Origin of the sequence: Chryseobacterium sp. HMWF035, from assembly GCF_003094695.1 — a bacterium.
GTDB lineage: Bacteria > Bacteroidota > Bacteroidia > Flavobacteriales > Weeksellaceae > Chryseobacterium > Chryseobacterium gambrini.
Genome location: NZ_QEHP01000098.1, coordinates 52,773 through 77,879, shown reverse-complemented (window position 1 = coordinate 77,879; position 25,107 = coordinate 52,773). Strand labels below are relative to the sequence as shown.

At 37.5% G+C, this 25,107-nt stretch carries 12 protein-coding genes; 2 read left to right on the top strand and 10 right to left on the bottom strand.

Annotation, left to right across the window (positions count from 1 at the left end; translation table 11 throughout):
- Positions 1-68 precede the first annotated feature (68 nt).
- From DD829_RS15070 to DD829_RS15025, 10 genes are all read right to left on the bottom strand, one after another.
- A complete protein-coding gene (locus tag DD829_RS15070) occupies positions 69-896 on the bottom strand; it encodes a family 16 glycosylhydrolase (protein WP_087708836.1) in 828 nt (275 codons plus the stop codon).
- Positions 897-914: 18 nt separating this feature from the next.
- A complete protein-coding gene (locus tag DD829_RS15065; RefSeq protein ID WP_108409645.1) occupies positions 915-2,798 on the bottom strand; it encodes a carbohydrate binding domain-containing protein in 1,884 nt (627 codons plus the stop codon).
- Between the two features lie 11 nt (positions 2,799-2,809).
- A complete protein-coding gene (locus DD829_RS15060) occupies positions 2,810-5,938 on the bottom strand; it encodes a glycoside hydrolase family 2 TIM barrel-domain containing protein (protein ID WP_108409644.1) in 3,129 nt (1,042 codons plus the stop codon).
- A gap of 562 nt (positions 5,939-6,500) precedes the next feature.
- Positions 6,501-11,123, bottom strand: a complete 4,623-nt coding sequence (locus DD829_RS15055; RefSeq protein ID WP_108410328.1) for an FG-GAP-like repeat-containing protein — start codon at positions 11,121-11,123, stop codon at positions 6,501-6,503.
- A 394-nt stretch (positions 11,124-11,517) separates the two neighbouring features.
- Complete coding sequence (locus DD829_RS15050; RefSeq protein WP_165796656.1) at positions 11,518-12,651, bottom strand: HupE/UreJ family protein; 1,134 nt, start codon at positions 12,649-12,651, stop codon at positions 11,518-11,520.
- 4 nt (positions 12,652-12,655) lie between these two features.
- The gene (locus DD829_RS15045; RefSeq protein ID WP_116547894.1) at positions 12,656-14,023 is read right to left on the bottom strand and encodes a DUF3500 domain-containing protein; all 1,368 of its coding nucleotides are present in this window, start codon (positions 14,021-14,023) and stop codon (positions 12,656-12,658) included.
- 112 nt (positions 14,024-14,135) lie between these two features.
- Positions 14,136-16,337 (bottom strand): TonB-dependent receptor, encoded by a 2,202-nt coding sequence (locus DD829_RS15040; RefSeq protein WP_108411320.1) that lies wholly within the window; start codon positions 16,335-16,337, stop codon positions 14,136-14,138.
- 75 nt (positions 16,338-16,412) lie between these two features.
- Positions 16,413-17,552 (bottom strand): DUF3500 domain-containing protein, encoded by a 1,140-nt coding sequence (locus DD829_RS15035; protein WP_108411321.1) that lies wholly within the window; start codon positions 17,550-17,552, stop codon positions 16,413-16,415.
- Between the two features lie 105 nt (positions 17,553-17,657).
- Positions 17,658-18,335, bottom strand: a complete 678-nt coding sequence (locus DD829_RS15030; protein WP_108411322.1) for a LytR/AlgR family response regulator transcription factor — start codon at positions 18,333-18,335, stop codon at positions 17,658-17,660.
- Positions 18,332-19,363, bottom strand: coding sequence for a sensor histidine kinase (locus DD829_RS15025; protein WP_108411323.1), 1,032 nt, complete (start codon positions 19,361-19,363; stop codon positions 18,332-18,334). The genes DD829_RS15030 and DD829_RS15025 overlap by 4 nt, the downstream gene beginning before the upstream one ends.
- Positions 19,364-20,115: 752 nt before the next feature.
- Between DD829_RS15025 and DD829_RS15020 the strand changes: the two genes are divergently transcribed.
- Positions 20,116-21,675, top strand: coding sequence for an AraC family transcriptional regulator (locus tag DD829_RS15020; protein WP_116547893.1), 1,560 nt, complete (start codon positions 20,116-20,118; stop codon positions 21,673-21,675).
- Positions 21,676-22,075: 400 nt separating this feature from the next.
- Complete coding sequence (locus DD829_RS15015) at positions 22,076-24,898, top strand: tail fiber domain-containing protein (protein WP_116547892.1); 2,823 nt, start codon at positions 22,076-22,078, stop codon at positions 24,896-24,898.
- The last annotated feature ends 209 nt before the right edge of the window (positions 24,899-25,107 follow it).

The window sequence follows — 25,107 nt, the reverse complement described above, 5'->3', positions numbered from 1 at the left end:
TTGAGAGTCTTGTTTTCGGGAAACCTTACAGGTTTTGAAAGCCTGTAAGGTTTGAAAGGTTTAAAATTTTATTTTGCTTTGTAAACTCTTACATAATCGATGTACATACTTTGAGGGAAAGAGGTTCCGTCCGTTGGAAATCCTACAAAGTTTCCTCCGACTGCCACGTTAAGAATCAGGAAAAAAGGATGATTATACACCCACTCTCCTGAAACATCCGAAGATTTTACGCGATGATAAAGGTATCCGTCTACAAAAAAGTCTATCTGGTTTTCCTGCCATTCTACTCCAAAGACATGGAAGTCCTGATCGAATCTGGCATTTTGTAATCCATAGGCTTTTGTTTTTGCATTTCCTCCTGAATATCCGGGACCGTGAAGGGTTCCGTATACGACATTCGGGATATGTCCTTTCAGTTCCATAATGTCTATTTCGCCACACTGAGGCCATGAAACGGTATTTATATTATCGCCCAACATCCAGAAAGCAGGCCAGATTCCGGGACCATAAGGTGTTTTGATTCTTGCTTCTATTTTTCCGTAAGCATGAGAAAAAAGTCCCTGTGTTTTTACTCTTGCCGAAGTGAAAGCGTTTCCGTTTTTTCTTGCGGTGATTACTAAATTTCCATTTCCGTCTAAAGAAACATTATTGGTAGAATTGGTATACGACTGCAATTCCTGATTTCCCCATCCGTTATCTCCGGTTCCTAAATCGAATGTCCATTTTTTATTATCCGGAAGGCTTCCTGCGGTACCGTTGAATTCGTCACTCCAGACCATCTCAAAGTTTCTGTCGGGAAGCGTTTGTACCGATTCCTGATCGCATGAACTCATCGAAAACAAAAATGCAGGAACAGCCAGAAGTTTTAAAATTTTATTTTTAGGTAAATATTTCATAATTGTTCTTTTAAAATTTTAGTTATGGAAATAAATATTATCAAAGAAAATATCTCCGTTTCCGTCTACTTTGAATTGAATGATGTTGCTGAGTACAACCGGTGAGAAGGAAGACAGCGGAATGTCTACACTTTTCCAGCCATTGGTATTGATCCCTATTCCCGAAGGTACAGATAAAGTATACGGCGTTTCTACAGGACCGGGACTGATTAAATAGAATTTTAAATTTGTAGAATTAGCGGTATAATAATCTATATGAATGAATCCGTAGGATGAAGCGTTAAGCGGACTTGCAAACTGAGTTCCCTGATAGTTTAGTCCTGCATATTTCAGGGTATTGTTTCCTGCTATCGGAGTTTGGGAAACCTGTGTAGACTGTCCCCAGTTCGGATTAAAATCTGTACCCGCAACGTTTGTATAAGCATCACTGAAAACCGAAAGAACGCTTGCCGCAGCATGAGTTGGTACAGGTGCAGCCGCAGTAGGCGTTGCAGGAATTATGCTTCCGTCGTTGTAGAAGTAAATATTATCTGCATAAAAATTAGAAATATTGGCTCCTTCAAAAATTATCTGACCGATATGCGCTTTCGTTGTTAACCCTGTAATTGCTGTAATGGGAATATTCAGACTGATCCAGCTCTGACTTTGTAATGAAGCGGTATTTACGGTGTACTGCCCTGTTTTATCATCAGTTCCTCCATATACTCCATCTGCTCCGAAGTCTGCTACTTTTATGGTAAAAGATGATCCTGCAGCTACAGCATTCGGTAAGTACATATCCATGCGTAAATGTGACATGGATGATGCATTTACAGTAGGTGAAGTCATCTGGATTCCCACAAAATTAAAGTTGGTATAGTTAAGCACATGGTCATTATTTACCGTAAAATCTGCTGATTGTGTCGTTTGATAAGGAGCCCAGTATCCGTTGTAATAATCCACCGGAACATTGGTGTATTTATCGCTGAAAATAGAGATGACATTATTTGCTGTCTGTGTCGGTACAGGTGCATGAACAAAATTTCCTGAAGAATTAATGGTAAGGCTTCCTGTTGCCGTATTGCTTCCTAAAGTTGCGGTAATAACAGAAGAACCGGATCCTACTGTACTTACATTTCCAAGCTGGTCTACCGAAGCTACCGCTGCATTGGAAGTTTTAAAGTTGAAATAATACGGAGTAAGGTTCACTGCCTGTGTTGCTCCGTTGGGCATACTGTAAGAAGCAGTAAGTCCGTCTATTTTATTATTAACGCCTACAAAAGAGGTAATTGTTTTGTTGCTTCCGTTCAGGATAGATGCGGACTGATAGGAAATGGTTCCGAGTTTTTCAAATTTCACCTCATCTACCCAAAAGGTATATCCTTTGTTGTTTTCGGGACCTTCGGAATAGAAAAACATTCCTTTTTCCATTTTTAATTTTGAAGGATCAGGAATCGGGATGATTACTTTTTTCCAGTTGGTATTTACCGGAAGCGCAGAAAGGGAAACCTGATATTTGTTTTCACCAAGATCGTTTCCAAAACCGATGATATCTATATTCGCTGCCTGAGTCGCTTTGATCCAGAATGTTAATGCATTGTAATCTGAAAGATCTCTTCCTACAGAGGTGTAAAAAGATCCTCCTGCGTAAGCTCCTTCGGGACTTCCGTAATCCGGAACGGCAAATTTCATGGAAGTGGTTCCTGAATATTTTACCTGTGTGTCTACATCAAATGCTTTTACATCGGATCCTCCGAAGGCGGAATAATTTAACCCTGAACTGAAGGCATCCATAAAAACTTCCGGATTTTTAGGATATTCTGCCGTTTCAAGCTCGCTGATGTCTCTCTGACAGCCAAAAGCCATTAAAAGTGAAGCACTTAATAATACTTTGGTGAATGTATGTCTGAATATATTTTTCATTTTTGTACAAGTTATTTACCGATATTGATTTGAATATACGTTCTTATTTCCCATTCGTTTCCGTTCGGGAATCCGATTGCGGTAGGATCAGGAACCCAGTTTCCGGCACCGTTTATGGTATAAGTAGGTGCATATCTCGGAGAATACTGATCTAAAGTTCTGTAGGTACCGCGAACTCCGATTCTTGTTCCCGGAAGGATCCACCATTCGGGTTTTCCTATTTCAAGGGAGAGATCTCCCATGAGCTGCATCGGGAAAGTAAGGTTATAATCTCTGTGGTAATCGTAAGGTCCCCAATCGTTCAGTTTGAATGCGGTAACAAATTTTAATTTTTTGTAAATGGTTCTCAGCTCTAATCCGAATCTTTCGATTTTTCTGGTATCGCTTCCATTTGCCTGTGCCGTTCCGCCATAAATATTGGCTATCACTCCGAAATCGGAGCTTACTTTAGAAACAATTCTTGCATTGGCTTCCCAAAGATTGGCTGCCGGTGCAGCTCCCGGAAATGCGAAAGTGGTTCTTCCGTCCGGTAAAATTCCTATTGCAGCATCCTGTGTTGTCGGCAAATGCCTGTATACAAATCCTGTACTGAATGCAAATGGTGCATCTTCTGTTTTATCGCTGTCCCACGCGTACATCCATGTAGCCGGAGTAGGATCATACGTGAAAAGGATTTCTCCTGCGGTCTGCTCGCGGTTTGCTCTTACCACAAAAGGATCCTGCAGTATATTTCTTGGTCTTCCCGGTGCAGGTGCGTCCATTGGAACCGGTCCTTCGATCGGCTTTTGCCAAAGGAAATTAGGCGCAATCTGGAAATTCCCGATGTTGTAGGTAAATCCTGAAAGGACGTTATACTGGTTTCCGCTTCCGCTGTCTTTTAATCTCCATCCGGTAAAGGTCTGTGTGTAATCTGCTCCTCCATTAGCAACCAGACCCATCATGGCTCCCTGAGCGTACCAGTTGAATTTTCCGCCTGCGTAGGTAAATTTGGCTTTTCCACCCCAATTGTCTTTGCCGCTGATCTGATCCTGATAAATGTTTCCGTCTCTGTATAACTGGAATGTTCTTCCGTTAAGCGGCTGTCCGCCCCAGATTCCTCCCAGATCAATTCCGAAGTTTCCGAATTTTCTCTGAACTGCTAATGTTACTCTTCTGGTTTTAGGCTGCGGAATGGCAAATGAACTTTGTGTATCTCCTCTCTGGTCCAGATCTTCATGATAGATTCCTGTAAGATCGAATTTCCCTGCTTTTCTTGAGTATTTTACCAACAATGCAGGGTTGGCTCCCCACCAAAGTTCCGGTCCGAAAGCGACTTTCAGCCCATTGATTTCTTTTTTTCCTGTGAATTCAAAACCGAAAGGGGCTTCTCCGTTGTAGATGTCCATATTAGGACCGTAATTGGCTTCAGGATAGAGTCCGAAAAGATCGCCTTCGTATCCCCAATGGTAATGCCCTGTTCTGTAAAACCCGTGAAGATCAAAGTATTTCTGATTCCATGTATAACTTGCGTTGTAGACCTGAATTCTGTTGAGATCTCTCATTGTGGTTGTGGTTCCGTCTGCATTCATTACCTGAATTGCTCTTCCTCTGTTTTCGTAAAATATCTGGTCGATAGGATTTTCTGCCACATTTCCCAGAATATTAAAGTTAACATTGGCTCTCATATTGGCAGTGGGATTTCCTTCTATTCCCACGTAATAGGATTGCATATGATCAAACCCCTGTCTGTTCGGATAGGATGTATAGGCATCTGTTTTTTCTTTTGGTGTGGTGATAAGACTTCCTCCGGTGTTGAAGGTTGAAAAATCTGCTCTCAGATTGCTGATTCTGATCATATCACTGCTTTCTCCTTTCAGAGCGGCTTTATCGCCTCTTGCTCTCAGATTTGCATCGGTAATATTGATGTCATTAAAATAGTTTTTAACCACGCCGGAAGATTTCATCTGAGTGCTCTCGTAAGGATTGTACTGATGAACCTGCTTCAGGGTGTAATATGCGCTTCTCGGATATAACTGATAGTGTCCTGTAGCATCTGTTTTTCCTTTGGCGCAGATTCCGAACCATTCTTCGTTCATGTTATTTTCGCCTTTCCGGAAATCTCTGATGTACCCTCCGTTGCTCCACGATGCATTGGTATTGTGTACCTCCAGATCTTCGGTCTGTTTGTATTTCCACCAACCGTCGCTAAACTGGAATGTGAATCCTCCCAGTGCATTTCCCGCTTTTCCCAAGCCGGCTGCATTTTCATAGATTTCCTGCCAGTTTCCGAGCAGATAATAAGACTGTGCATCCTGATCTTCTTTTTGAGAAAGTTCGTTAAAGGAGTCTGCTCCAAATTCGGTGAAGAGAACCGGTTTTCCGTATTCTGTTTTTACTTTCAGGAAGAGATCGCCAAAAGAAACGCCACGGTATACATTGGTTCCAAAAATATCTACATCTTTACATTCCTGGGCAATAATGTCTAAAAACAGGGTGTCTCCGTTACATAAAGCAACCGGATGGTTCTGATCTAAAGATTTTATTTCTAAAGCTGCCTGATTGAAGAGCTGATACATCGGGATTGCTTTTTGGGTAGATTTTCTGTCCTTCATAGGAATATCTTCCGTTTCTGCGCCTTCCCAGAATAAGCCATAATTGTTTTCATTTCCTAAAAGGTACAGCAAAAGTCCCGGTGTGTTTTTATACTGTTCTGCCAGTTCTCTTGCTTCTTTCAGTAAAAGTTCTCTGGTTGCAGGGTTTGCGTAATCTGTGTTTACGACCCATGAGCCATTTACGGTAAGACCGTATCTTCCGAAAGAATGGTTGAGCATGGTGTAAATTCCATAATTTTCGTAGATGTAAGTAATCCACTTTGCCGGAATTCCTGTGTAGATTCTAACGGTATTTACGCCCATATTTTTCAGAAGTCCCATTTCATCGTCCAAAGCTTTTTTGATGAAATCATCAGACTGTTTCCAAAGGGAATAATTATAATTGGTTCCGACAGGATAGTAATCCCAGTTCATCCCGTTTACAATGAAAGGTTTTCCGTTCACTTCTAATTTTTGTCCGTCCGTGTTATTTGCCACCTCAACTTTCTGGGATTGGGCATGGGAAAGATGAGCGCCGATACAGACTAAAAAAAATAATATTCTTTTCATTATGGTATATAATTTCTATTCAGGTTTATGATAAACTGACGCAGCATCTAATGATGAATCGTCTCTGCCTAATTTAAAAATGTTAACAATCAGTTCATAAATAATATGTATATACATTTGATATACACAATTAAATAACTGAATATCAATAATTTAAACAATAAAGCCTAATACCTAAAATCATTTTCAGGCAGAACATTCAGGGTATTTCTGAGCAAATGAATTATGAATTATTTAACATTTTACATCTCCTAATGCGACATTTTTTAACATTTAAATAAAAATATTGAAATGAAAAATCAGCTTTAAAATTTCACCCTTTTGAGAATTTAAGAATAATATACCGTCAAAATGTCTGTAAGAAAATTATATTTTCAGAGTTAAAATCTTCAGAGAATTATTGAAATTGAAATGATGATTTCGGTGAAAATTATTTATAAATGTATCTTTATTTTAAGACAAAAAAACCATCCGAAAATTTCGAATGGTCTGACTGAAATCAAATATTTAAATTTTGCTTTTTCTATGCTGACTCAATAGGATGAGCCTAAAAACTGAAAGATTATTCTCTAAATTTAACGATCATTTTTTTGGTATACGCTTTATTATCTGAATCTGTAACTTTCAGCAGATAATATCCTTTAATCTGTAAAGGCAGATCTATTCTCACTTCTTCTGAGGCACTGAAATTCTTTTCTAAAATAAGAACTCCGTTCACATCAATAACCTCAGCTTTTATTATTTTTTTTCTTGTGTATTCTGAACCTTTTCTGTGTTCCAGTCTTATAAATGCAACATCGTTTACAGGATTTGGATACAGATGTACGACTGTCATTTCCTGTTCCTGTGCTTTAGACTGAATGGTATTGGTTACCGTATTGGTTTTCAGAAGGTTTTCGTCATCAAATGCAATGAATGCACTGTTTTTAATTTTTGTATCCTCTTTTAATCCTTTTTTAGGAAGAATGGAGAAGGTAACATACCCCTGAGATCGGTCTGAATCTACGGAAGTAGGCGGTAAAAATACATTTTCCAGCTTAAATGTGATCTTGTTATCTATAATTTCCGCAGATACGTTATCATGACTTGCCGACACCATTTTAAAGGTATTAATGTCCAATTCCTGCGGAATGTTATCTATAATGGATACATTCTGAGTAGCAAAATTTCCTACGTTTTCAAATCTGATGGTATAGGTAAGCAACTGATCGGGTAATATATATCCTTCTGTTCCATAGCCTTTCGGAGAAACCAGAATATCATTAGGATCTATCGCTCCATAAATAGGGTATTTTTGCATCAGCAGGTTATCATCGATATTGCAGTCTGCCGATGAGTTTACAATTTCTCCTTTAAAATCTAATTCATCACCCACTAAAACGGATGCATCTGTACCGGTCATAAAACTGATGACTTTATTGTTAAAAGGATTTAAAGATCCCATGCTCCAGGAATATCTTGTATAATTTTTTGAATTTTCAACAAAGCTTTCCTGCTGCGCAATCGGTAAGGACGGACTGATAATATTTACAGAGGAAGGTACTGTAAATTTTAAAATGCTTGAATTGGATATATTACGGGACTGATTGCTTATTACAATTTTAAACTGGTTATTGGTATATCCTTTTCGGATAGCCGTTCCTCCCATATTTATTTTCAAATCTGTATCGTTACAGGTTGACGTTGCAGCGATAAATATTTTTTGGGAAGGCTGATAATTGGTCAGATCGAATACTTTGGAACCTGCACTTAATCCGTTCTCTTCTAAAATTCTCAGCTCAACATCATTCTGAGTGGTATAAAAGCTGAATGTACCGGCATCACTGGAATATACTTTGGCATTGGTAGGCACCACTTTAATAGCCGCTCTTGAAACGGTAGGTTCGCTATCCTGTTTCACCCCGTCGTTATTGGTGTCAAAATAAACGATTCCGGAAACTTTTGTCTGTTGGGGCTCTACGATTTCGAGTATTTGATTAGCAGAAATATTCGTCAGTTTCTGAATGATTCCACTTGCCCATTTAACGGTGATGGTATTGATGGTTGCTGCATTTCCTAATCCAAAATGCTGTGTATAGCTGCTTTGTCCTCCAAAACCACTCTGGCTGTTTACTTCTCTCATCTGCGTTCTGCTGCCTGTTTCTACAAATATTTTTGTACCGATGGCAGAACCATTGCTTTCTGTGGCTTTCAGATTAATTTCCAGCCATTTATTGGTATTCCCGTTATTGATGAAAATGTGGTTTTTCTGATTGGAATGGGTTGCCACGGCAAGATCCAGATCGCCGTCATGATCGTAATCGCTCCATGCATGTCCGAAAGAAAGTCCGAAATTATAGGTAATTGCTTCGTCTCTGTTTTCGGTAAAATTTCCGTTTCCGTCGTTAAAATAAAGGAATTTTCTGATTCTGTCATTGGTTACAAACAAGTCTAAATCTCCGTCATTATCAATATCTGCAAAGCTGCATCCGTGAGAACTTCCTCCCTGATTAACAATAGAATTGGTTATTTTCTGGAAATTTCCGTTTCCTAAATTTTTATACAGGAAATTGGTTGTTGTGTTGGAGTTGGTTACGAATAAATCTAAATCTCCATCATTATCTATATCTCCCCAACAGCTTCCTACAGATTTTCCGCCTTCCTGATTAATGATGTTATTTTTCTTGGAAAAGGTTCCGTTTCCGTCGTTATGGAATAAAGAGTTCTTATTTCCGCTTCCATTAGGGACAAATAAATCCATCAGTCCGTCCTGATCATAATCTGCCCATGTTGGTCCAAGAGAAGAATTGGCTTCCAGTGGAATGGCATCTGTAACTTCTTTTACAAAGCTTCCGTTATTTGTATTTCTGTGCAGCTCATTGTATTTTGTAGGGAAATAATTACACATAAATACATCTGCTTTGTTATCATTATCATAATCTGCAAAGGCACCGCCATGATAATAGGAAACATCCTGAGTAAAAGATTTGGTATTGTCTGCGACCAATGTACCGTTGTCATTTCTGTAGAAACGGTTGGGATTTCTGGTATTGTTAAGAACCAATAAATCTTCATCTCCGTCATTATCCACATCTGCCCATGTACTGCTCATAGAAACCCCGTCTTCAGGTAAAACCTGCCCTGCTGTAAAGCCTCCGGCTGTATTATTCATAAAGATTCGGTTAGGAGCAGTAAGTCCCATATCTGTAATGTATATATCATCATATCCATCATTGTTGATATCTACCCAACTGATGGTCCATGAGTTGGAGGTAAATGAATCAAACAAAGGGTTTTCAAGACGTGAAAATATCAGCTTTGAAGTATTGGTGGTCTGCACAGATACCGAATTCGCAATGGTTGACTGTTGTGTTTCTCCGTTCACTTTTCCTGTTATCACGGTTTCAACGGTGGAATTAAGCGTGGTTCCTACCAGTTCTCCGTTATTGGCACCTACGGTTGCTACCACTTTGGTTTCAATCTGATACGTAGAGTTCGGCTGTAATGTCGGTAAGTTATTATATTCTACTTTTGTTTTGTCATTAAGTTCTGTAACAACACCCTGTGTTTGGGATTGATTGGGATTAATGATTTTCGATTCTACCACTTTAAGTCCTTCCTGTACAATAACTTCTACCGAAGGATTTGTTACTTCTCCACCCGTTTTAACCTGAGAAACTACAGTTGCCTGTTCGGTCGGGATGAGCGCATCGTCGCTTACGTTGCTTGTCTGGGTGAAAGAATGTCCTAAAGAACTTCCGGTATAACACATCCAGTTATCATTAAAATTACTGTTCATCACCGCAATATCATTATTGCTTTCCACGATCAGATAAGGTCTTTCAGATCCGGAGGCTGTTCCTGTTCCGTTGTAAAATGCTTTCCATTCATTTAGACTTATGGAGCAGTCTGCGTATTTCTCGGGAGTAATGGTAAATGTTTTATTAAATTTTGTCCCATTGGTTAAAGCATCTTTTACGGTAACGGTAGCTCCTGTTTTTGAAAATAAATACAGGTGAGAAAAGGAACCGTTATACTTTGATCCTGTTAAGGGGTTGGTTACATTGGTTTCATTTCCCGGAGGAGCAATATAGGTGAGGAACTTTTTTCCTGCCGTTGTTCCGCTTTCGGAAGAAACCATTGTTGCCATATCGGAGGTTCCCGGAGAACCGGTTTCAAACCAATTCCCTTCAAAAACAGAGACTTTTTTTCCTGCGGTGCAGGTAACTCTGAAGACGGTAGGATAAGAAACGTTTCCATTGGTTTTTCCCACCCAATCTCCCGCGGCTAACCGATTGAGAGAAAAGGTTTGTACAGGTACCCAGTTTCCGTTTACAAAACGATCCAGTTTCACCGTATTGGCATTGTCCCAGCTCACAATTCTTATTTCCTGTTCACCACCCGACTGATAAGGAACGGCGAAATACATCAGTTCTCCGGAAGAGCTTCCATTGGAGGTAGGCACATATCCTCCTCCGTCCCGCTCATTTCCGAATAAGGCTCCGTACTGCATCGTTACAGGCTTATTGGCAACCAACATATAGGTTTCTCCCGAAATCATCGCATCCCTTCCTTCCGGAAAGCTGTAAATTAAATCCTGCCCCACGTTCAGTGTTTTGGAAAAAACTTTAACGGGATTTTCAGCATCAACATCTGTAAAACCTGTATTTGTTTTTGCCTGAGTAGAAATTTTGTAAAAGTCTATTACGGTATTATTCTGATAAGCAAATACATTGATGTCTCTGTTTGAAGAGGTAATCATGGGAGCATACACAATAAATTTCTGTCCGATAGAGCTTTTATCCACACTCGGAACCCAGTCGTGCTGCCAGTCGCTGTTTGTACTTTGGGAGGCATACACCAGTTTATTGGATTTTACAATAAAATAGTCTCCGTCCCATTTTAAAACACCACCGGAAGCATAACGGGCATCATCATTAATCCCGTTGTCTTTAATATACAGGACGTAGCTCTGCCCTGCTTTTAACACTCCGGTTTTAGAATCATCCGTATCTCCGTCCGCGCCGTCATCAATGATATTAAATTCCGTATCATCGTAGATAGCCGTTACCACTAAACAGACGTTTCTTTGTACGGCATCGTTATTCGGTGGAACATAAATTTGAAAATAAGTTGAGGGCTCTCCTGTTGCATAGAGATTATTTACCCCTAAAAAAAGAATAAATAAAAAGAATAGATTTTTCATACTTGCTGCTATTTTAGGTAGTAGACCGTATTCAACAAATATGCTTATTTTAAAATGTATTGATTTTCAAAAACTTACATTTTTTTCTTTGAAAAAAAATTCCAAAAAAAAGATTTTGTTTCATTTTTTGGAATTTTAAAGAGTTTATTGGCTCAATGCAAATAGTATGCAACGATACCCTTCTGAAAATCAGAATAAAAAAAAATCAATTATAGCCAATCCAAGACTCAAAACTGTCTGGGCTTCTGTGAAGAATTTTACAGCCATCGCAAGATTTGCTGTTAGCAATTAGATGAAACAACAGGAAAAATCAAACACTTAAACCTCTTTCATTTTCCAGATCATGGAATGGGTAAGTTTTCAGAATTTTTAAAACAAACTCCTCATCTCCTTGTTATTGCAGGAAACTTTCTACTCTTTCATACAGCCAGTAACAGGCCATTACAATCACAAAAACTGAAACGGCAGACCTGTAAAAATCGATATTTTTAAACCTGTTGGAAACATAGAGAATAATGGGAAAACTTATCATTACAATCAGGATCTGCACCAGTTCTATTCCTATATTGAAGCCTAAAACACTCCATATAAACTGACTGATATCCAGATTAAAGAACGTAATGGTATTGGCAAAAGCAAGTCCGTGCACAAATCCGAAAAGCAGGGCAATAAGAACTTCTTTCCCGAAAAAGATGGGTTTGGAGATGTTGATTCCGGACAGTAAAATGGTAATCGCAATCCCGATCTCTATATTATTCGGGTTGATGTTTATTAATTGTATAGCTCCCAAAATAAGCATCAGCGAATGTCCTACGGTAAAAGCGGTTACGATCTTTACTACTCTTTTTACCGCAGATTTTTTATTGTGCAGAAGTTTCCATTTTCTGTCTTCTACAAAAAACGGGGCAACCAGAAGCAGGGAAATTAAAAACAAAATATGGTCTTTCCCTTCTAAAATATGCTTGAAACCCATTTCAACCATACTTTTGAACCCTGTAAAAAAACTTCCTTCCTCTAATGATATATTCAGAGGCTGAATATTTCCGTCCAGATCCCGCGCTGCAACCCCCAGAATCTGATTAGAATTCTGTACTCCTTTTTCCCAGTCGGAAGCCAATCCTATAATCGATTTGTGATTATAGATCTGGTGTACAAAGGCATCGTAATGAAGGGTGAAATTACGGGTATCTTCTTTTTTTTGTGGTTTTGCCGTAATCCTGAAATCTATTTTATCATACAGCCCGACCACAGAATCCTGCGTTCTGGAGATCTTATAATCAACAAGTTCTATATTCCAGAATCTGTTTTCAGAGGAAATTTTGATATGATCTTTAAAATACTCCTGAATCTTTTTTTTCTGATCCGGTGTTATTTTACTGTTAAAAACGATTTCAAAATCCCGAAGCGGCGCAGTAATATCAATCGTCGCACTGCCCGGATACATATGAAACATGACCTTCGTATCCGGCAGCGGATGCGCCGATGCAAAGACTGAAAAAAAGACAAAGAACAGAAACAGTTTCTTCAACCCTTTATTTTTTGATGAGTTTTTGTCCGCTTGTTTTTGTACCATTGTGTTGTATATTGAAGGTATAAACTCCTTTTTCAAGACTGCTTAAGTCGGCAGAGACAGAATTTTGTCCTTTCGGCAGATTGCTCTTTTCTATGCTCTTCACTAATCTTGCGCTTTGGTCATAGATATTGATTTTTGTATTTCCTTTTTCAGAAGCTGTAAAGTTAAAGGTTGCAAAATCTTTCACCGGATTAGGGTAAACTACAGGTTTAGATACCGAAGCAGCCATTTCATTGGTGGATAATGTACTGCCCGTTCCTCCATAATCTGTTGTATGATCTCTCCAAATGCTGTGAGGATGTTTCGGAGTGAGGATGATTCCGTTCTGTACAGAATATTCTATCCAGACTGATGGACCGTCTATTCTTACATAACCGTTCTGGTTGGTCAGTGTGGCATCGGTAGACCATGCAATGTATGTATTATCCAGTTCATTATTGTATTTTGCCATAATGGTTGCAGCATTCGTATCGTCCACATCATTTACGTAGGTTGCAATTGCATTGTAAACGAGCTGTTTCTGAGCTGTTATTAAATTGCTTACTTTCAGTCCGGATTTGGTGGTCGGGAACAGCCAGTCTTTTCCGGGACCGCAGACTAAATCGGTATACGTTGTGGAAAGCTGTGCCGTAGTAAGCTGTGCGGAAGATAATCCGGACAACATATTCACAAGAGCCGTTTTTTCTTCAATCATTGGTTGGTAGGTTGCCGAATTATAGGTAAAAGAGGCAAAAGGTTCTGCCGCGACAAAAGAAGGAGTTGCCCCCACAAGAATCCCATTGATATACGTGTTGGAAACCGTTCTGTGATGTCCTGTCATCTGGATTTCAAAAGTTCCTGATAAAGATGGAGTTCCGAAAAATCCAATATAAAAATTACCTTCTCCATAAGTGGTTCCGCCTCCGTTGTTTGAAAGATAATTGTCTGCCATCCAAAGTCCGTAAATCTCGTTATAGCCTTCGTTTCCCGTTCCGGATAAAGCCTGAATGAGATTTCTGGCAGCAGTTAACTGAGCTGTTGTAAGAGTTCCCATTTTCAGCCCGATTCTTGGGGACATGGCAGCAGGAAGATTCGACCATGTTTTTGCGTTGGCATACGTATAAGCCAGCTCCAGCGTTGAAATCTGTGAACTGGAAAGGGTGGCTTTGAAGGCATTTGCCAAATCAATAATCTGTTGTGTGGTAACCACTGTTTTCGCAGCTTTATTTTTCTTGGCAATATTCGTCATAAACGCTGCTTTTGGGGTTTCCGTATCTTTTTTAAAAAGGCTGAAAAATGAAAGTGCCGCAACAGAAGTGGCTACGGTGATGCTGAATAGTGTTTTCATTGTATAAGTGTTTAAATTATAGGTTGAGTTTGTTTAAACTTTTTTTAAATAAAAATATTCTTGTTGGAAAACGCAAAGACTTCTATGCTAATAAGCTTAAAAAAGTTTGTTTTTAAAAATTGTATTTTAAAATCAATCGTGCATTAAATGGCGTTCCTGCCGTGTAATGTATCTCTTCCACGCTTTCGGTTTCGTTTTGAAGACGGCTTTCGGTGAGGAACTGGGTTTCTTTCCATTTGGTGTTAAAAATGTTATCGATATTAATTCCCACAGAAACTTTCCTGAACTGATAGTTCACAGAAAAATCGGTGATAAAATATCCTTTCGCTATTAAAGAATTATCCTCATTGGCAGGTCGGTCGCCTAAATATCTTGCATTGATGCCTGCCGAAAAATTCTTAAGGTTTTTCACAGACAATCCAGTGACAAAAGTAGTTTTGGGAGCAAGCGGAATGTAATCGCTGCCTTTAGCTTCTTCTATGGCTCTTGCGTGGGTGTAGGTAAAATCGGTATTCCAGAAAAGCCAGTTGTTTAGCTGATAACGCAGTCCGACATCAACACCTTTTCTTGCTGTTTTTCCTGAGGGTTCCACCACCGCTTCATCGCCTACATAAACAAATTCCTGTTCGAGAAACAGATACCACAATGAAGCGTTTATTAATACGTTGGGAAGAGGTTTCCACGAAAATCCCAAATCGGCATTATAAGAAGCCGGCAGAATATTCTTCCCTTTTTCGGCAATTACCACTCTTGCATCATTGCTGTGAAAGCCTTTCCCTAACTTCAGAAAAGCATTAAAACCTGTATTAAAAAAGTATAAAAAATTAAGTTTCGGACTAAGAACAGCTTTTGCTTCAGACTGATTCTGATATTTTTCTACCAATTGATCCACAACATTAAATTTGAAATAATCTACCCTCAATCCTGCATTAATCAGCCACTTTCCGAAAGAGAAATCCCAACTGCCGTACCCGAATAGATTAGTCTGATTAATATCTCCCAGACTGAGGTATTGCAAAACGGTTTGTCTGTTCTTGGTATGAGAAAGTTCTATATCCTTATTATTATCATTTCGTAAACCGCCTCCTGTTTTAAAACTGATATTGTCATTTATTTTCCCGTTGTATTCCGATTGAAATCCTACAATCGTTCTGTTGTCTTTCTGCTTGATCTGATCTCCGTTAATGGGGTCATTCAGGAAAAAGGTAAAATTGGAGTACAATTCAAAATCATATTTGGTGAAATACACCTGATTTCTGATAAAAGAATCGTCATTCAATTTTCTTTCGTACTGAAGATTGAAATTGCTTCGGCTTGTTGTGCCTCCTTCCGTATTGTCAATTGCTCCAAAATGCGAAATGAGTCCGCTGTTTACAGCTCTTTCCGGTATCTGTCCGCTTGCATCCCATTTGCTGTTAAAGTGCGAAACAGAAACAGACAGCCTGTCTTTATCGCTCAGTCTTGAGGTATATTTTCCAAAAAGGTTGATGCGGTTGAAGTTTTGAGGGGCATCAAAATAATTATCCGTCATTAAAAACTCACCTGCAAAATAGGCTGACTGGTTGTTTTTGTTGAGTAGATTAAAAATCCCGTTGGTTCTGAAGGTATTAAATTGTCCGATTTCCAATCCTAAACTGCTTTTGTCGACGAAATCTCTGGTTTTAAAAGCTACAAATCCGGCAGTGGCAAAATCGCCTTTATCCACAAAATAAGATCCTTTATCAAAATCGATGCTTTCTACCGTTTCCGGAATCACGAAATGCAGATCGGCATATCCCTGTCCGTGAGCGTGAGACACCATATTTACAGGCATCCCGTCTACAGAAATGGCAACATCGGTTCCGTGATCGGCATCAAAACCGCGCAGAAAAATCTGCTCTGCCTTTCCTCCTCCTGCATGCTGCCCGATAAACAGCCCCGGAACTTTTCTCAGCAGATCCTGAGATGAAGCAACAGGCTGTACCTGCAAATCGATTTTCGAAATGGTATTTAAATTTTTTAAATTTTTCGTAATGGTGATTTCTTTAATCTGAAATGATTTCTTTTCTAAAATAATATTCAGGTTTTCCAGATTTTTCAGAACGATCTTTTGGGTCTCAAAATCCTGATGAACAAATTCCAGACTATCCTGCAGATTTACATTTTCCAACGAAAAATTCCCTGAAATATCGGTATGCGTATGATACAGAGATTTAGAAATATTTTTTACCAAAACATTTTCTACCGGATGACCGTTTTCATCAGAAACAATACCTCTCACAATATTCTGAGAAAATATAAAAACCGGAAAAAGAAGCAATAAAAGAAATTTCATTTTTAAGGATGCTTTTTTGAGAAATTCTAAACCTTACAGGCTGTAAAAACCTGTAAGGTTTGAGTAAGAATCTTTTTATGAATTAGTCGTTGCATAATCGTTCACTCGGTCTCTCCAGATGGAGTGATAATGCACTCCGCTGAGAACAATCCCGCCCTGTACGGAAAATTCGATCCACACTTTTGGACCTGCAATTCTGAAGTAATCATTTTTTACCGTCATCGAAGTATTTCCGCTGTAATAAATGTAGGTATTGTCTAATTCTGAAGTGTAGGTTGCCAGAATAGAAGCTGCATTAGTATCGGAAACATCGTTTACATACGTTTTAATCACATTCAGTACCAGTGCTTTTTGAGTCGCATCCAAAGCAGAACACTGCAGCCCTGAAAAAGCAGTCGGGAAACTCCAGTTGGCATTAGGTCCGCAAACGAGATCCGTAAACGTTGTACTGGCTTTTGCAGTGGCAAGCTGAGTGGAAGAAAGTCCGCCAAGTAAAGCAACAATAGCATTTTTCTCCTGATCCATCGGGGCATACGTTGTAGAGTTAACCGCAAAAGACAACGGCTCTGTAGCGGTAAATAAAGGGGTTGCAGCCACCAAAGCACCATTGTTATAGGTATTGGCAATGGTTTTATGATGCCCTGTAAACATAATTTCGAATTTACCTGTTGCAGAAGGAGTTCCGAAGAAAGCCAGATAGAAGTTCCCTGAGCCATAGGTGCTTCCGCCGCCATTGGCATTGAGATAGTTATCGGCATACAGCAATTGCTGAATTTCATCATAGCCTTCATTAGCAGCGGTTCCGCTCATTTCTTTAATGATGGCTTTGGCGATACCTACCTGTGTTGCATTAAGATTTCCCAAAGGAATTCCTTTTCTTGCAGACATCGCCGCAGGAAGATTAGACCAGGTTTTGATGTTGGCATACGTATAATCCAGCTGAAGGGCGGCAAGCTGTGAGGAAGTAAGCGTAGCTTTTAACTGTTCGGTAAGGCAGACGATTTTGGAAACGCCTGTTACGGAACCACAAGCCGTAACATCTGTAGCGGCTACGGATGCTGCTCCGGTTGTCCCCACTGCATTATCGGATGCGCCTCCTCCTGTAGTGCTTGTAGAATTACCAGAATCTGCAGAATCGCTGTCACCTGAACACGAAACGATAACCGTACCCAGTGCAATACCCAGAATACTTACCATCGAAAGGATCTTTTTCATAATATGTTATTTTAAAATTCATTACAAAAAAAATCAATAATCCGATGGGTTTCAGGAAAGTGTGGTCAATGGTAAAATAGTTGTGGTGAATATGTATGCTTTGAATTACAGCTTTTTAAGAAAATCTTCTTCATAGGTATTGCCTACGGGAAGCGCAATATCTTTTATATAGACTGTTTTGTTTCTGAAGGAAGTAATTTTCGATAAAGAAACAATACTGGAACGGTGGATTCTGCAAAAACTGTTCTCAGGAAGTTTTTCCAGCAGTTCTTTTATGGTTATTCTTACCAAAAGTGATTTTTGGTTTTCAAAGTAAAATTTCACATAATTATCCTGTCCTTCAATATACAGAATCTCACTGAAAACAACTTTTACCAATCCGTAATCTACCCGAAAATAGATAAAACCTTCATCGTGAGCGGAAAGTAATCTTTTTTGCTCCGTCGCTCTGTCAATTGCCATTTTAAAACGCTGAAAGCTAAACGGTTTCAGCAGATAATCGAAGGCGCCGATTTCATAGCTTTCTACGGCATATTCTTTATAAGCTGTTGTGAAGATCACCAAGGTTTCCTGAGGAAGTGTTTTGTAAAAATCGATTCCTGAAGTTGCGGGCATATTAATGTCCAGAAAAAGTAAATCGACAGGGTTGTTTTCCAGAAAATATCTTGCTTCGCTGGTTTTAAGGAAGGTCTTTTTTAAATCAACAGTCTCAATATTCGCACAAAATGCTTCTATAATTTCTAAAGATGGCAATTCATCGTCCAGTGCAATTGCTGTAATCATATCAAATTAATTTTTAGGTTTACAACAAATGCTTTTGGATCTTCTTTTATTTCCAGCGTGTGTTTCTGAGGATAATAAAGCATCAGTCTTTCTTTTGTATTCTTAATTCCGATATTACTCGATTCTATATTTTTAGTGGTTACGATTCTGTTGAAAACCGTAAAATTCAATTCATTTTCCTTTATAGAGATTCCAATTTTTATTTCAGAATTTTCATCCGGATTTACGCCATATTTGAAGGCATTTTCCACAAAAGTGAACAAGATGAGGGGGGCAATTTTTTTATTATAAAAATCCCCTTCTTTTTCAAATTCGATTATAACGGAATTTCTTAATCTTGATTTCTGTAGTTCGATATAATTGCTGATGTATTGGATTTCCTTTTCCAGCAACACTTCATTTTGATAGGAATCCTGTAATAAATACCGCATAAAATCTGAAAAAATCAAGACCGTATCTGCCGTTTTATCATCTTTTTTTATGGCGGAAGCATAGATACTGTTGAGCGTATTAAACAAAAAATGGGGATGAATCTGTAACTTGAGATGCGAAAGTTCTGCCTGTAATTTTTCGTTTTTTATTTTTTGATTCTGCATTCTCTCGAACCAGAATGTGGAAAAAAACACGGTTCCTCCAAACAGGAATACCAAATGATCCACATCTGAAAAAAACATCTGGATTTTATGAAAAATTGTCTGATCATGGGATCTCGGATGGATGGGCAGCTCCGGAAAATCCGGAGGAAGATTGGAGCCGAAAAGCATCCAGGGCAGAAGCAGAACAACCAACAGTCCGCCAAAAACGGAAAATCCGTATTGCAGATACTTCTTCTGAAATAAAAGTCGCGGGATAAGGTAAGTATAATTGATGTAAAAAAAGATGAGGATAAGCAAATTGCCCAATATATTTTCTGATAATTCCTTAAAATAATGCGGCTCTGAGCTCTCCATTGGAAACGCAGGAAATACAACGGGCTGTAACAGAAAAATCAGTACCCCTATAAAAATAAATACTTTTCTTTTGCTCATACTTATTCTGCAAAATTATTGTTTTTGTAATTGCAAAAAGAAAAATGTTGTGAAGAGGGATATTTTTGGGGTGAATATTTATTCAACAGGATTTCAAAAAGTGGCTTCGGCTCCGCTCAGCCACCTTCGTTTTACATTCAGCCACCTGTTTATATGCTCTATCACCTTAGTTTTACGTTCAGTCATCTGGTTATATGCTCAGCCGCTTAGTTTTATATTCAGCCATCTGTTTATTCTCCTTTTCAAAATATTCTTAACTTTTAGTACTAAAAAAAATCAAAATACAAAAGGTGGCTGAGCGGAGCCGAAGCCACCTGATGATAAAAACGCCCGTCCTTCCGATAAATTGAGAGGAAAAGAAAATTTTGCAAGGGATTGCAATCTTTAAAGACTACTTTTAAGTAAGTTAACACACGGCAAATCAATCAATATCAATCTACAACTATTAAATTCGTTTTACAAACATTTATGAATCGAATTTCATAGAAAATCTCTTATATTACTACACCTATTATAACCACCTTATTTTCAAAAAACTTATATTTATTTGTTTAATATATGGAGACGGACAGCCTCTCTGATGATTAGCAACTTACACTAAATTGTCCGATAAAGGCTTTTTACTTCAAAGAGGTTTTTTATATCAATATTTGTTCGTGGTGACAGGCAAAGATTTGAAAATAAATCAAAACCAAGAATAATATAACAATTTAATAAAAAAAAGATAAATTTGTTTCCTAATCAAAGAGACTATGAATAAATATATTATTATCTATTTACTTTTTTTATCCCCTTTTATATTAGGTCAAAAAACATATACAACAACAGAAGTCTATTTATTAGAAAAACAAAAAAAAAAATTAACAACATCCCCTAAAGAGTCTATTACAATAGGAGAAAACTTAGTTAAAAATACAAATAATGATAGTATTAAAGGTATTTCATTACTTAACTTATCATCTGCATACCTTTTAATAGGTAATTATGAAAAAGCTTTAGCACACAATAAATCATCTATTCCTTATATAGACAAAAATTCAGATTCATTTAATAGAATTTTTGCAAGGATTAATCTTAGTGATTTATATAAAATTTTAGGTTTATTTGATTTAAGCGAAAAAATGAACAAACAATGTTTTGAGATTTTTGAAAAAGCCCCTCCTTCTGATAATAGCTTCTATACTCTTGCGATGATGTATTTTGACATCGCAAATCTCAATATATATGCAAATCAATATGATAAAAGTATTGAAATGTTTAAAAAAAGTCTTTTCTACTTAGAAAAAAGCAAAAATATTAAGGAAAAAAAGTACAGTGACCATTTCAAAGCTTTTATTTTAACTCTCTTAGCAAATATTTATACCGATAAAGAGCAATATAAACAAGCTAAAAAATATATAGATGAAGCTTCTATATTAGAAAAAAAAGATCCAAACCCTATAGCTAGAATAAATATCTATCGTGATGTATCAATAATATATTTAGCAAATAATCAACCTCAATTAGCTATTGATACATTGTCTAAAATAATTAATTCGGATAATATTCCGTCAGAATCCCGTGCCGCTTTTTATGATATTCTTGCACACTCTTACAAGAAATTACATAACAAAGACAAGGAGATTTTATATATGAATAAATTAGATAGCATTAATTCTTTAAAATCTGCGAATGAGAAGAAAACGGCCAACATTATATCAAAAATAGCAAGTGAAGAGCTGCAAGATGAAAAAGATTATTTATTTAAAACAAGGCTAATATATGCTATCACTATTTTAGCTTTTTTTATTTTACTCACATTTCTCTACAAATTATATAAGAAAAAGATAACAGAACAAAAAAGATTATATGAAGAGTTTACTGAGAAAATTCGTAATAATAAACCTATTCCAATAGAAAGCAAAATCTCTTTAACAGAGAGCAGAGAGCGGGAAATCATTAGTCGTTTAGATAACTTTGAAGAGAAAAAAATGTATCTGAATAAAGATATTTCACTCCCTAATTTGGCTACAAAATTTAAAACAAATACAGTCTATCTCTCTGATGTTATAAATAAGCATAAAAAGAAAAACTTCAATTCATATATTAATGAATTAAGAATAAATTACATTACAAAAGAAATATACAATAATCCTAAATTTTCTCAATACAAAATAAGTTATTTAGCAGACTTATGTGGATTTTCTTCTCATAGTATATTTGCATCAACATTTAAAAAGATAACCGGGATGTCTCCCTCCGTCTATATACAAATGTGCCGAGACAATCAAGCAACAGAGAAAATTAATATTACTACCCTAAATTCTCAATAATTTCCCTGTAAAATTGTATTTTCCAGCTACCCTCCTTAAGTTGAGAAAGTTTCTTATTCTGGGTATAAGAAATTACTTTTTAATTTTTTTCTCCAACCATACTATTCTTAATGATACCTTCTCATTAAAAAGTTCTCGACTGATACGGAAAAAAAGTATTTGAACGAAGTATGATATGAACTATACCTTCTGAGTAGAAATAAGTATATATAAAATAATTTTTCATATCATTCCAAATACTTTATTTAATTTTCTTAAAAAAAACATTAAATACTGAATATCAATCATATATAGCAAAAAAAATCTATAATAATTAATAATTATGACATCCATTTAGTTTTCAACTCTTACATCTGTATTTACTTTTGTAACTGAAAATCAATTACAAAAACAATTGCACATGAACAAAGCAGTATTATTTTTAGTATTCTGTGGGGGGGGGTTGCTCATAAGGGGGCAAGAAGGAAACATAGGAATTAATACAAGTAACCCTAAAGCAACTTTAGATGTAACAGGTAAACCCACAAGTGTTTCACATTTAGATGGCATTATAGCACCTAGATTAACAGGAAATGAGCTGCGTGCAAAAAGTTATGGTATAGATCAAACTGGAGCATTAATCTATGCCACAGCAGCGGATACTTCGCCCTCAGGACAGACTATTAATGTAACAAAATCCGGTTACTTTTATTTTGACGGAACAAAATGGGTTGCCATGAACTCTACTGTAACACCAACTACCCAACCCTGGTACAAAGAAGGAACTACCACCGCTGCTACAGATAACAATGAAAACGCCTATATCATGGGGAATGTAGGTATTGGTACTGCAAATCCTACCGCTAACCTAGAAGTGAAAGGAATTATAAAATCTACAAATCCGGATGGATCCAGTTTAATACTTGCCAATGGAGCTAATCGTTCAGAAATTTACTTTGCAGATGGCTTGGGACATTCCGGGAATGATTATTCTCTAAGAGCGGGTACTACTACATCTGAAGACACATTCCAAATTTTAAACATTATAACAGGAGGTGCTCCTTTCACCATACTACCCAACAATAATATTGGTATTGGCACGGTAACCCCAACTACTAAGCTTGATATAGCAGGGGAAACAAAAATAAGAACCATCAATAGCGGAACTTTGGGAACTGATAACATCCTCGTTTCTGATGCAACAGGAATTGTAAAATCAATACCAGCAAACAGCATTACAGAAGGTGCGAAAGCTGTTGAACCGTGGTACAAAGAAGGAACCACTACCGCAGCTACAAATAACAACGACAATGCCTATATCATGGGGAATGTAGGTATTGGCACTGCAAATCCTACTGCTAAACTTGACATAAACGGAAATATAAAATCTACAAATCCAGATGGCTCTAAGGTAATAGTTGCTAATGGAGCTAATCGCTCAGAAATTTATTTTGCAGATGGCTTGGGACATTCTGGCAATGATTATTCTTTAAGAGTAGGTACTAATGCATCTGAAGACACATTCCAAATCCTAAATCACACGAGCACTACATCATCAAATCCACTTACTATTTTAGCAAATGATAATGTCGGAATAGGTACTATTTCTCCTACCACTAAACTTGACGTAAATGGTAAAGTATCTGCCGTAGAAGAAATTATAGTAAAACCAGCTACGGATTCTGAAGGTGGACAAGTAAAACTTGTTGCCAGTTCTAATGCTCCCTCTGGGAAAGATGGTTTTTTAGATATGCTTTCTAATAGCAACACTTCGGGTGCTAGATTATTTATTGGATCCAGTGGCGAAGGCATCTATATTGCCGATGGAAAATATCAATCACTTGGTAACGTAGGTATTGGTAACCCAAACCCAACTACTAAGCTTGATATAGCAGGGGAAACAAAAATAAGAACCATCAATAGCGGAACTCTGGGAACTGATAACATCCTCGTTTCTGATGCAACAGGAATTGTAAAATCAATACCAGCAAACAGCATTACAGAAGGTGCGAAAGCTGTTGAACCGTGGTACAAAGAAGGAACCACAACCGCAGCTACAAACAATAACGAAAATGCTTATATCATGGGGAATGTAGGTATTGGCACGGTAACCCCAACTACTAAGCTTGATGTAGACGGGGAAACAAAGATAAGAACCATCAATAGCGGAACTCTGGGAACTGATAACATCCTCGTTTCTGATGCAACAGGAATTGTAAAATCAATACCAGCAAACAGCATTACAGAAGGTGCGAAAGCTGTTGAACCGTGGTACAAAGAAGGAACCACTACCGCAGCTACAAACAATAACGAAAATGCTTATATCATGGGGAATGTAGGTATTGGCACTGCAAATCCTACTGCTAAACTTGATATAAACGGAAGTATAAAATCTACCAATCCGGATGGCTCCAGTTTAATACTTGCCAATGGAACCAATCGTTCAGAAATTTATCTTGCAGATGGGCTTGGACATAGTGGTAGTGATTACTCAATAAGAGTTGGAAATGATGGTCCTGACACCTTCCAAATTTTAAATCACATGAGTACCACATCATCAAATCCACTTACAATTTTAGCCAATGATAATATAGGAATAGGTACTATTTCTCCTACTGCCAAACTTGATATTAATGGTGAGGCTGTTGCTTCTACTCAGATCACTATAAGACCCTTAGACTCTCATGAAGGGGGGCAATTATTACTTAAAAATGGTTCAAGCGGCGCACCTGGACAGGATGGAATTTTCGATATGTTTGAATTACCCACAAAATCAACCTCTGGGATCAGGCTATTTACGGGAGGCAATGCTGATGGAATTTACATAGCTGATGGAAAATACAGACCCTTAGGAAACGTAGGTATTGGCGTTCCTGACCCAACTGAAAAACTAGATGTAGCAGGGAACATTAAAGCCTTTAATATGGTCACTAATTCTGACAAAAGGTTAAAACAACAAATCACAGAAATAGAAAACACTAATGATTTACTTAAACTAAGACCTGTATCTTATTACTGGAATGATTTAGGCAGACAAAAAGGAGGAGATGATAAGCTACAATACGGATTTATTGCTCAAGAAGTAGAAAAAATATTCCCTGATTTGGTTACCACAGATGCTACAGGATATAAATCAGTCAATTATATAGAAGTAATACCTATGCTAACACAAGCTATACAGGAACAAAAAACACTATTGGAAGCATTGGAAGCAAGAATAAAAATTTTAGAAAACACAAAGTAAATTATATATCTCTTTTTTAGTAGTAAAGCAAGTCTAAGGAGCTTGCTTTACTTAACTAATTAAATTATTAAAACGCAAACTTTATTATCAAAATAATAGCCATAAAACATTTATTATATATTTTTTTAAAAAAAATAAAAATAAAAACAAAACATTCATTAAAAACGCACAACTTTAACATGCAGTAAAATACGGAAGTATACAAGTAT

Coding starts and splice junctions, on each gene's coding strand:
- DD829_RS15040 (WP_108411320.1), bottom strand. CDS start 16,337: ATGAAATTTCTTTTATTGCTTCTTTTTCCGGTTTTTATATTTTCTCAG.
- DD829_RS15055 (WP_108410328.1), bottom strand. CDS start 11,123: ATGAAAAATCTATTCTTTTTATTTATTCTTTTTTTAGGGGTAAATAAT.
- DD829_RS15030 (WP_108411322.1), bottom strand. CDS start 18,335: ATGATTACAGCAATTGCACTGGACGATGAATTGCCATCTTTAGAAATT.
- DD829_RS15060 (WP_108409644.1), bottom strand. CDS start 5,938: ATGAAAAGAATATTATTTTTTTTAGTCTGTATCGGCGCTCATCTTTCC.
- DD829_RS15025 (WP_108411323.1), bottom strand. CDS start 19,363: ATGAGCAAAAGAAAAGTATTTATTTTTATAGGGGTACTGATTTTTCTG.
- DD829_RS15020 (WP_116547893.1), top strand. CDS start 20,116: ATGAATAAATATATTATTATCTATTTACTTTTTTTATCCCCTTTTATA.
- DD829_RS15045 (WP_116547894.1), bottom strand. CDS start 14,023: ATGAAAACACTATTCAGCATCACCGTAGCCACTTCTGTTGCGGCACTT.
- DD829_RS15015 (WP_116547892.1), top strand. CDS start 22,076: ATGAACAAAGCAGTATTATTTTTAGTATTCTGTGGGGGGGGGTTGCTC.
- DD829_RS15065 (WP_108409645.1), bottom strand. CDS start 2,798: ATGAAAAATATATTCAGACATACATTCACCAAAGTATTATTAAGTGCT.
- DD829_RS15035 (WP_108411321.1), bottom strand. CDS start 17,552: ATGAAAAAGATCCTTTCGATGGTAAGTATTCTGGGTATTGCACTGGGT.
- DD829_RS15070 (WP_087708836.1), bottom strand. CDS start 896: ATGAAATATTTACCTAAAAATAAAATTTTAAAACTTCTGGCTGTTCCT.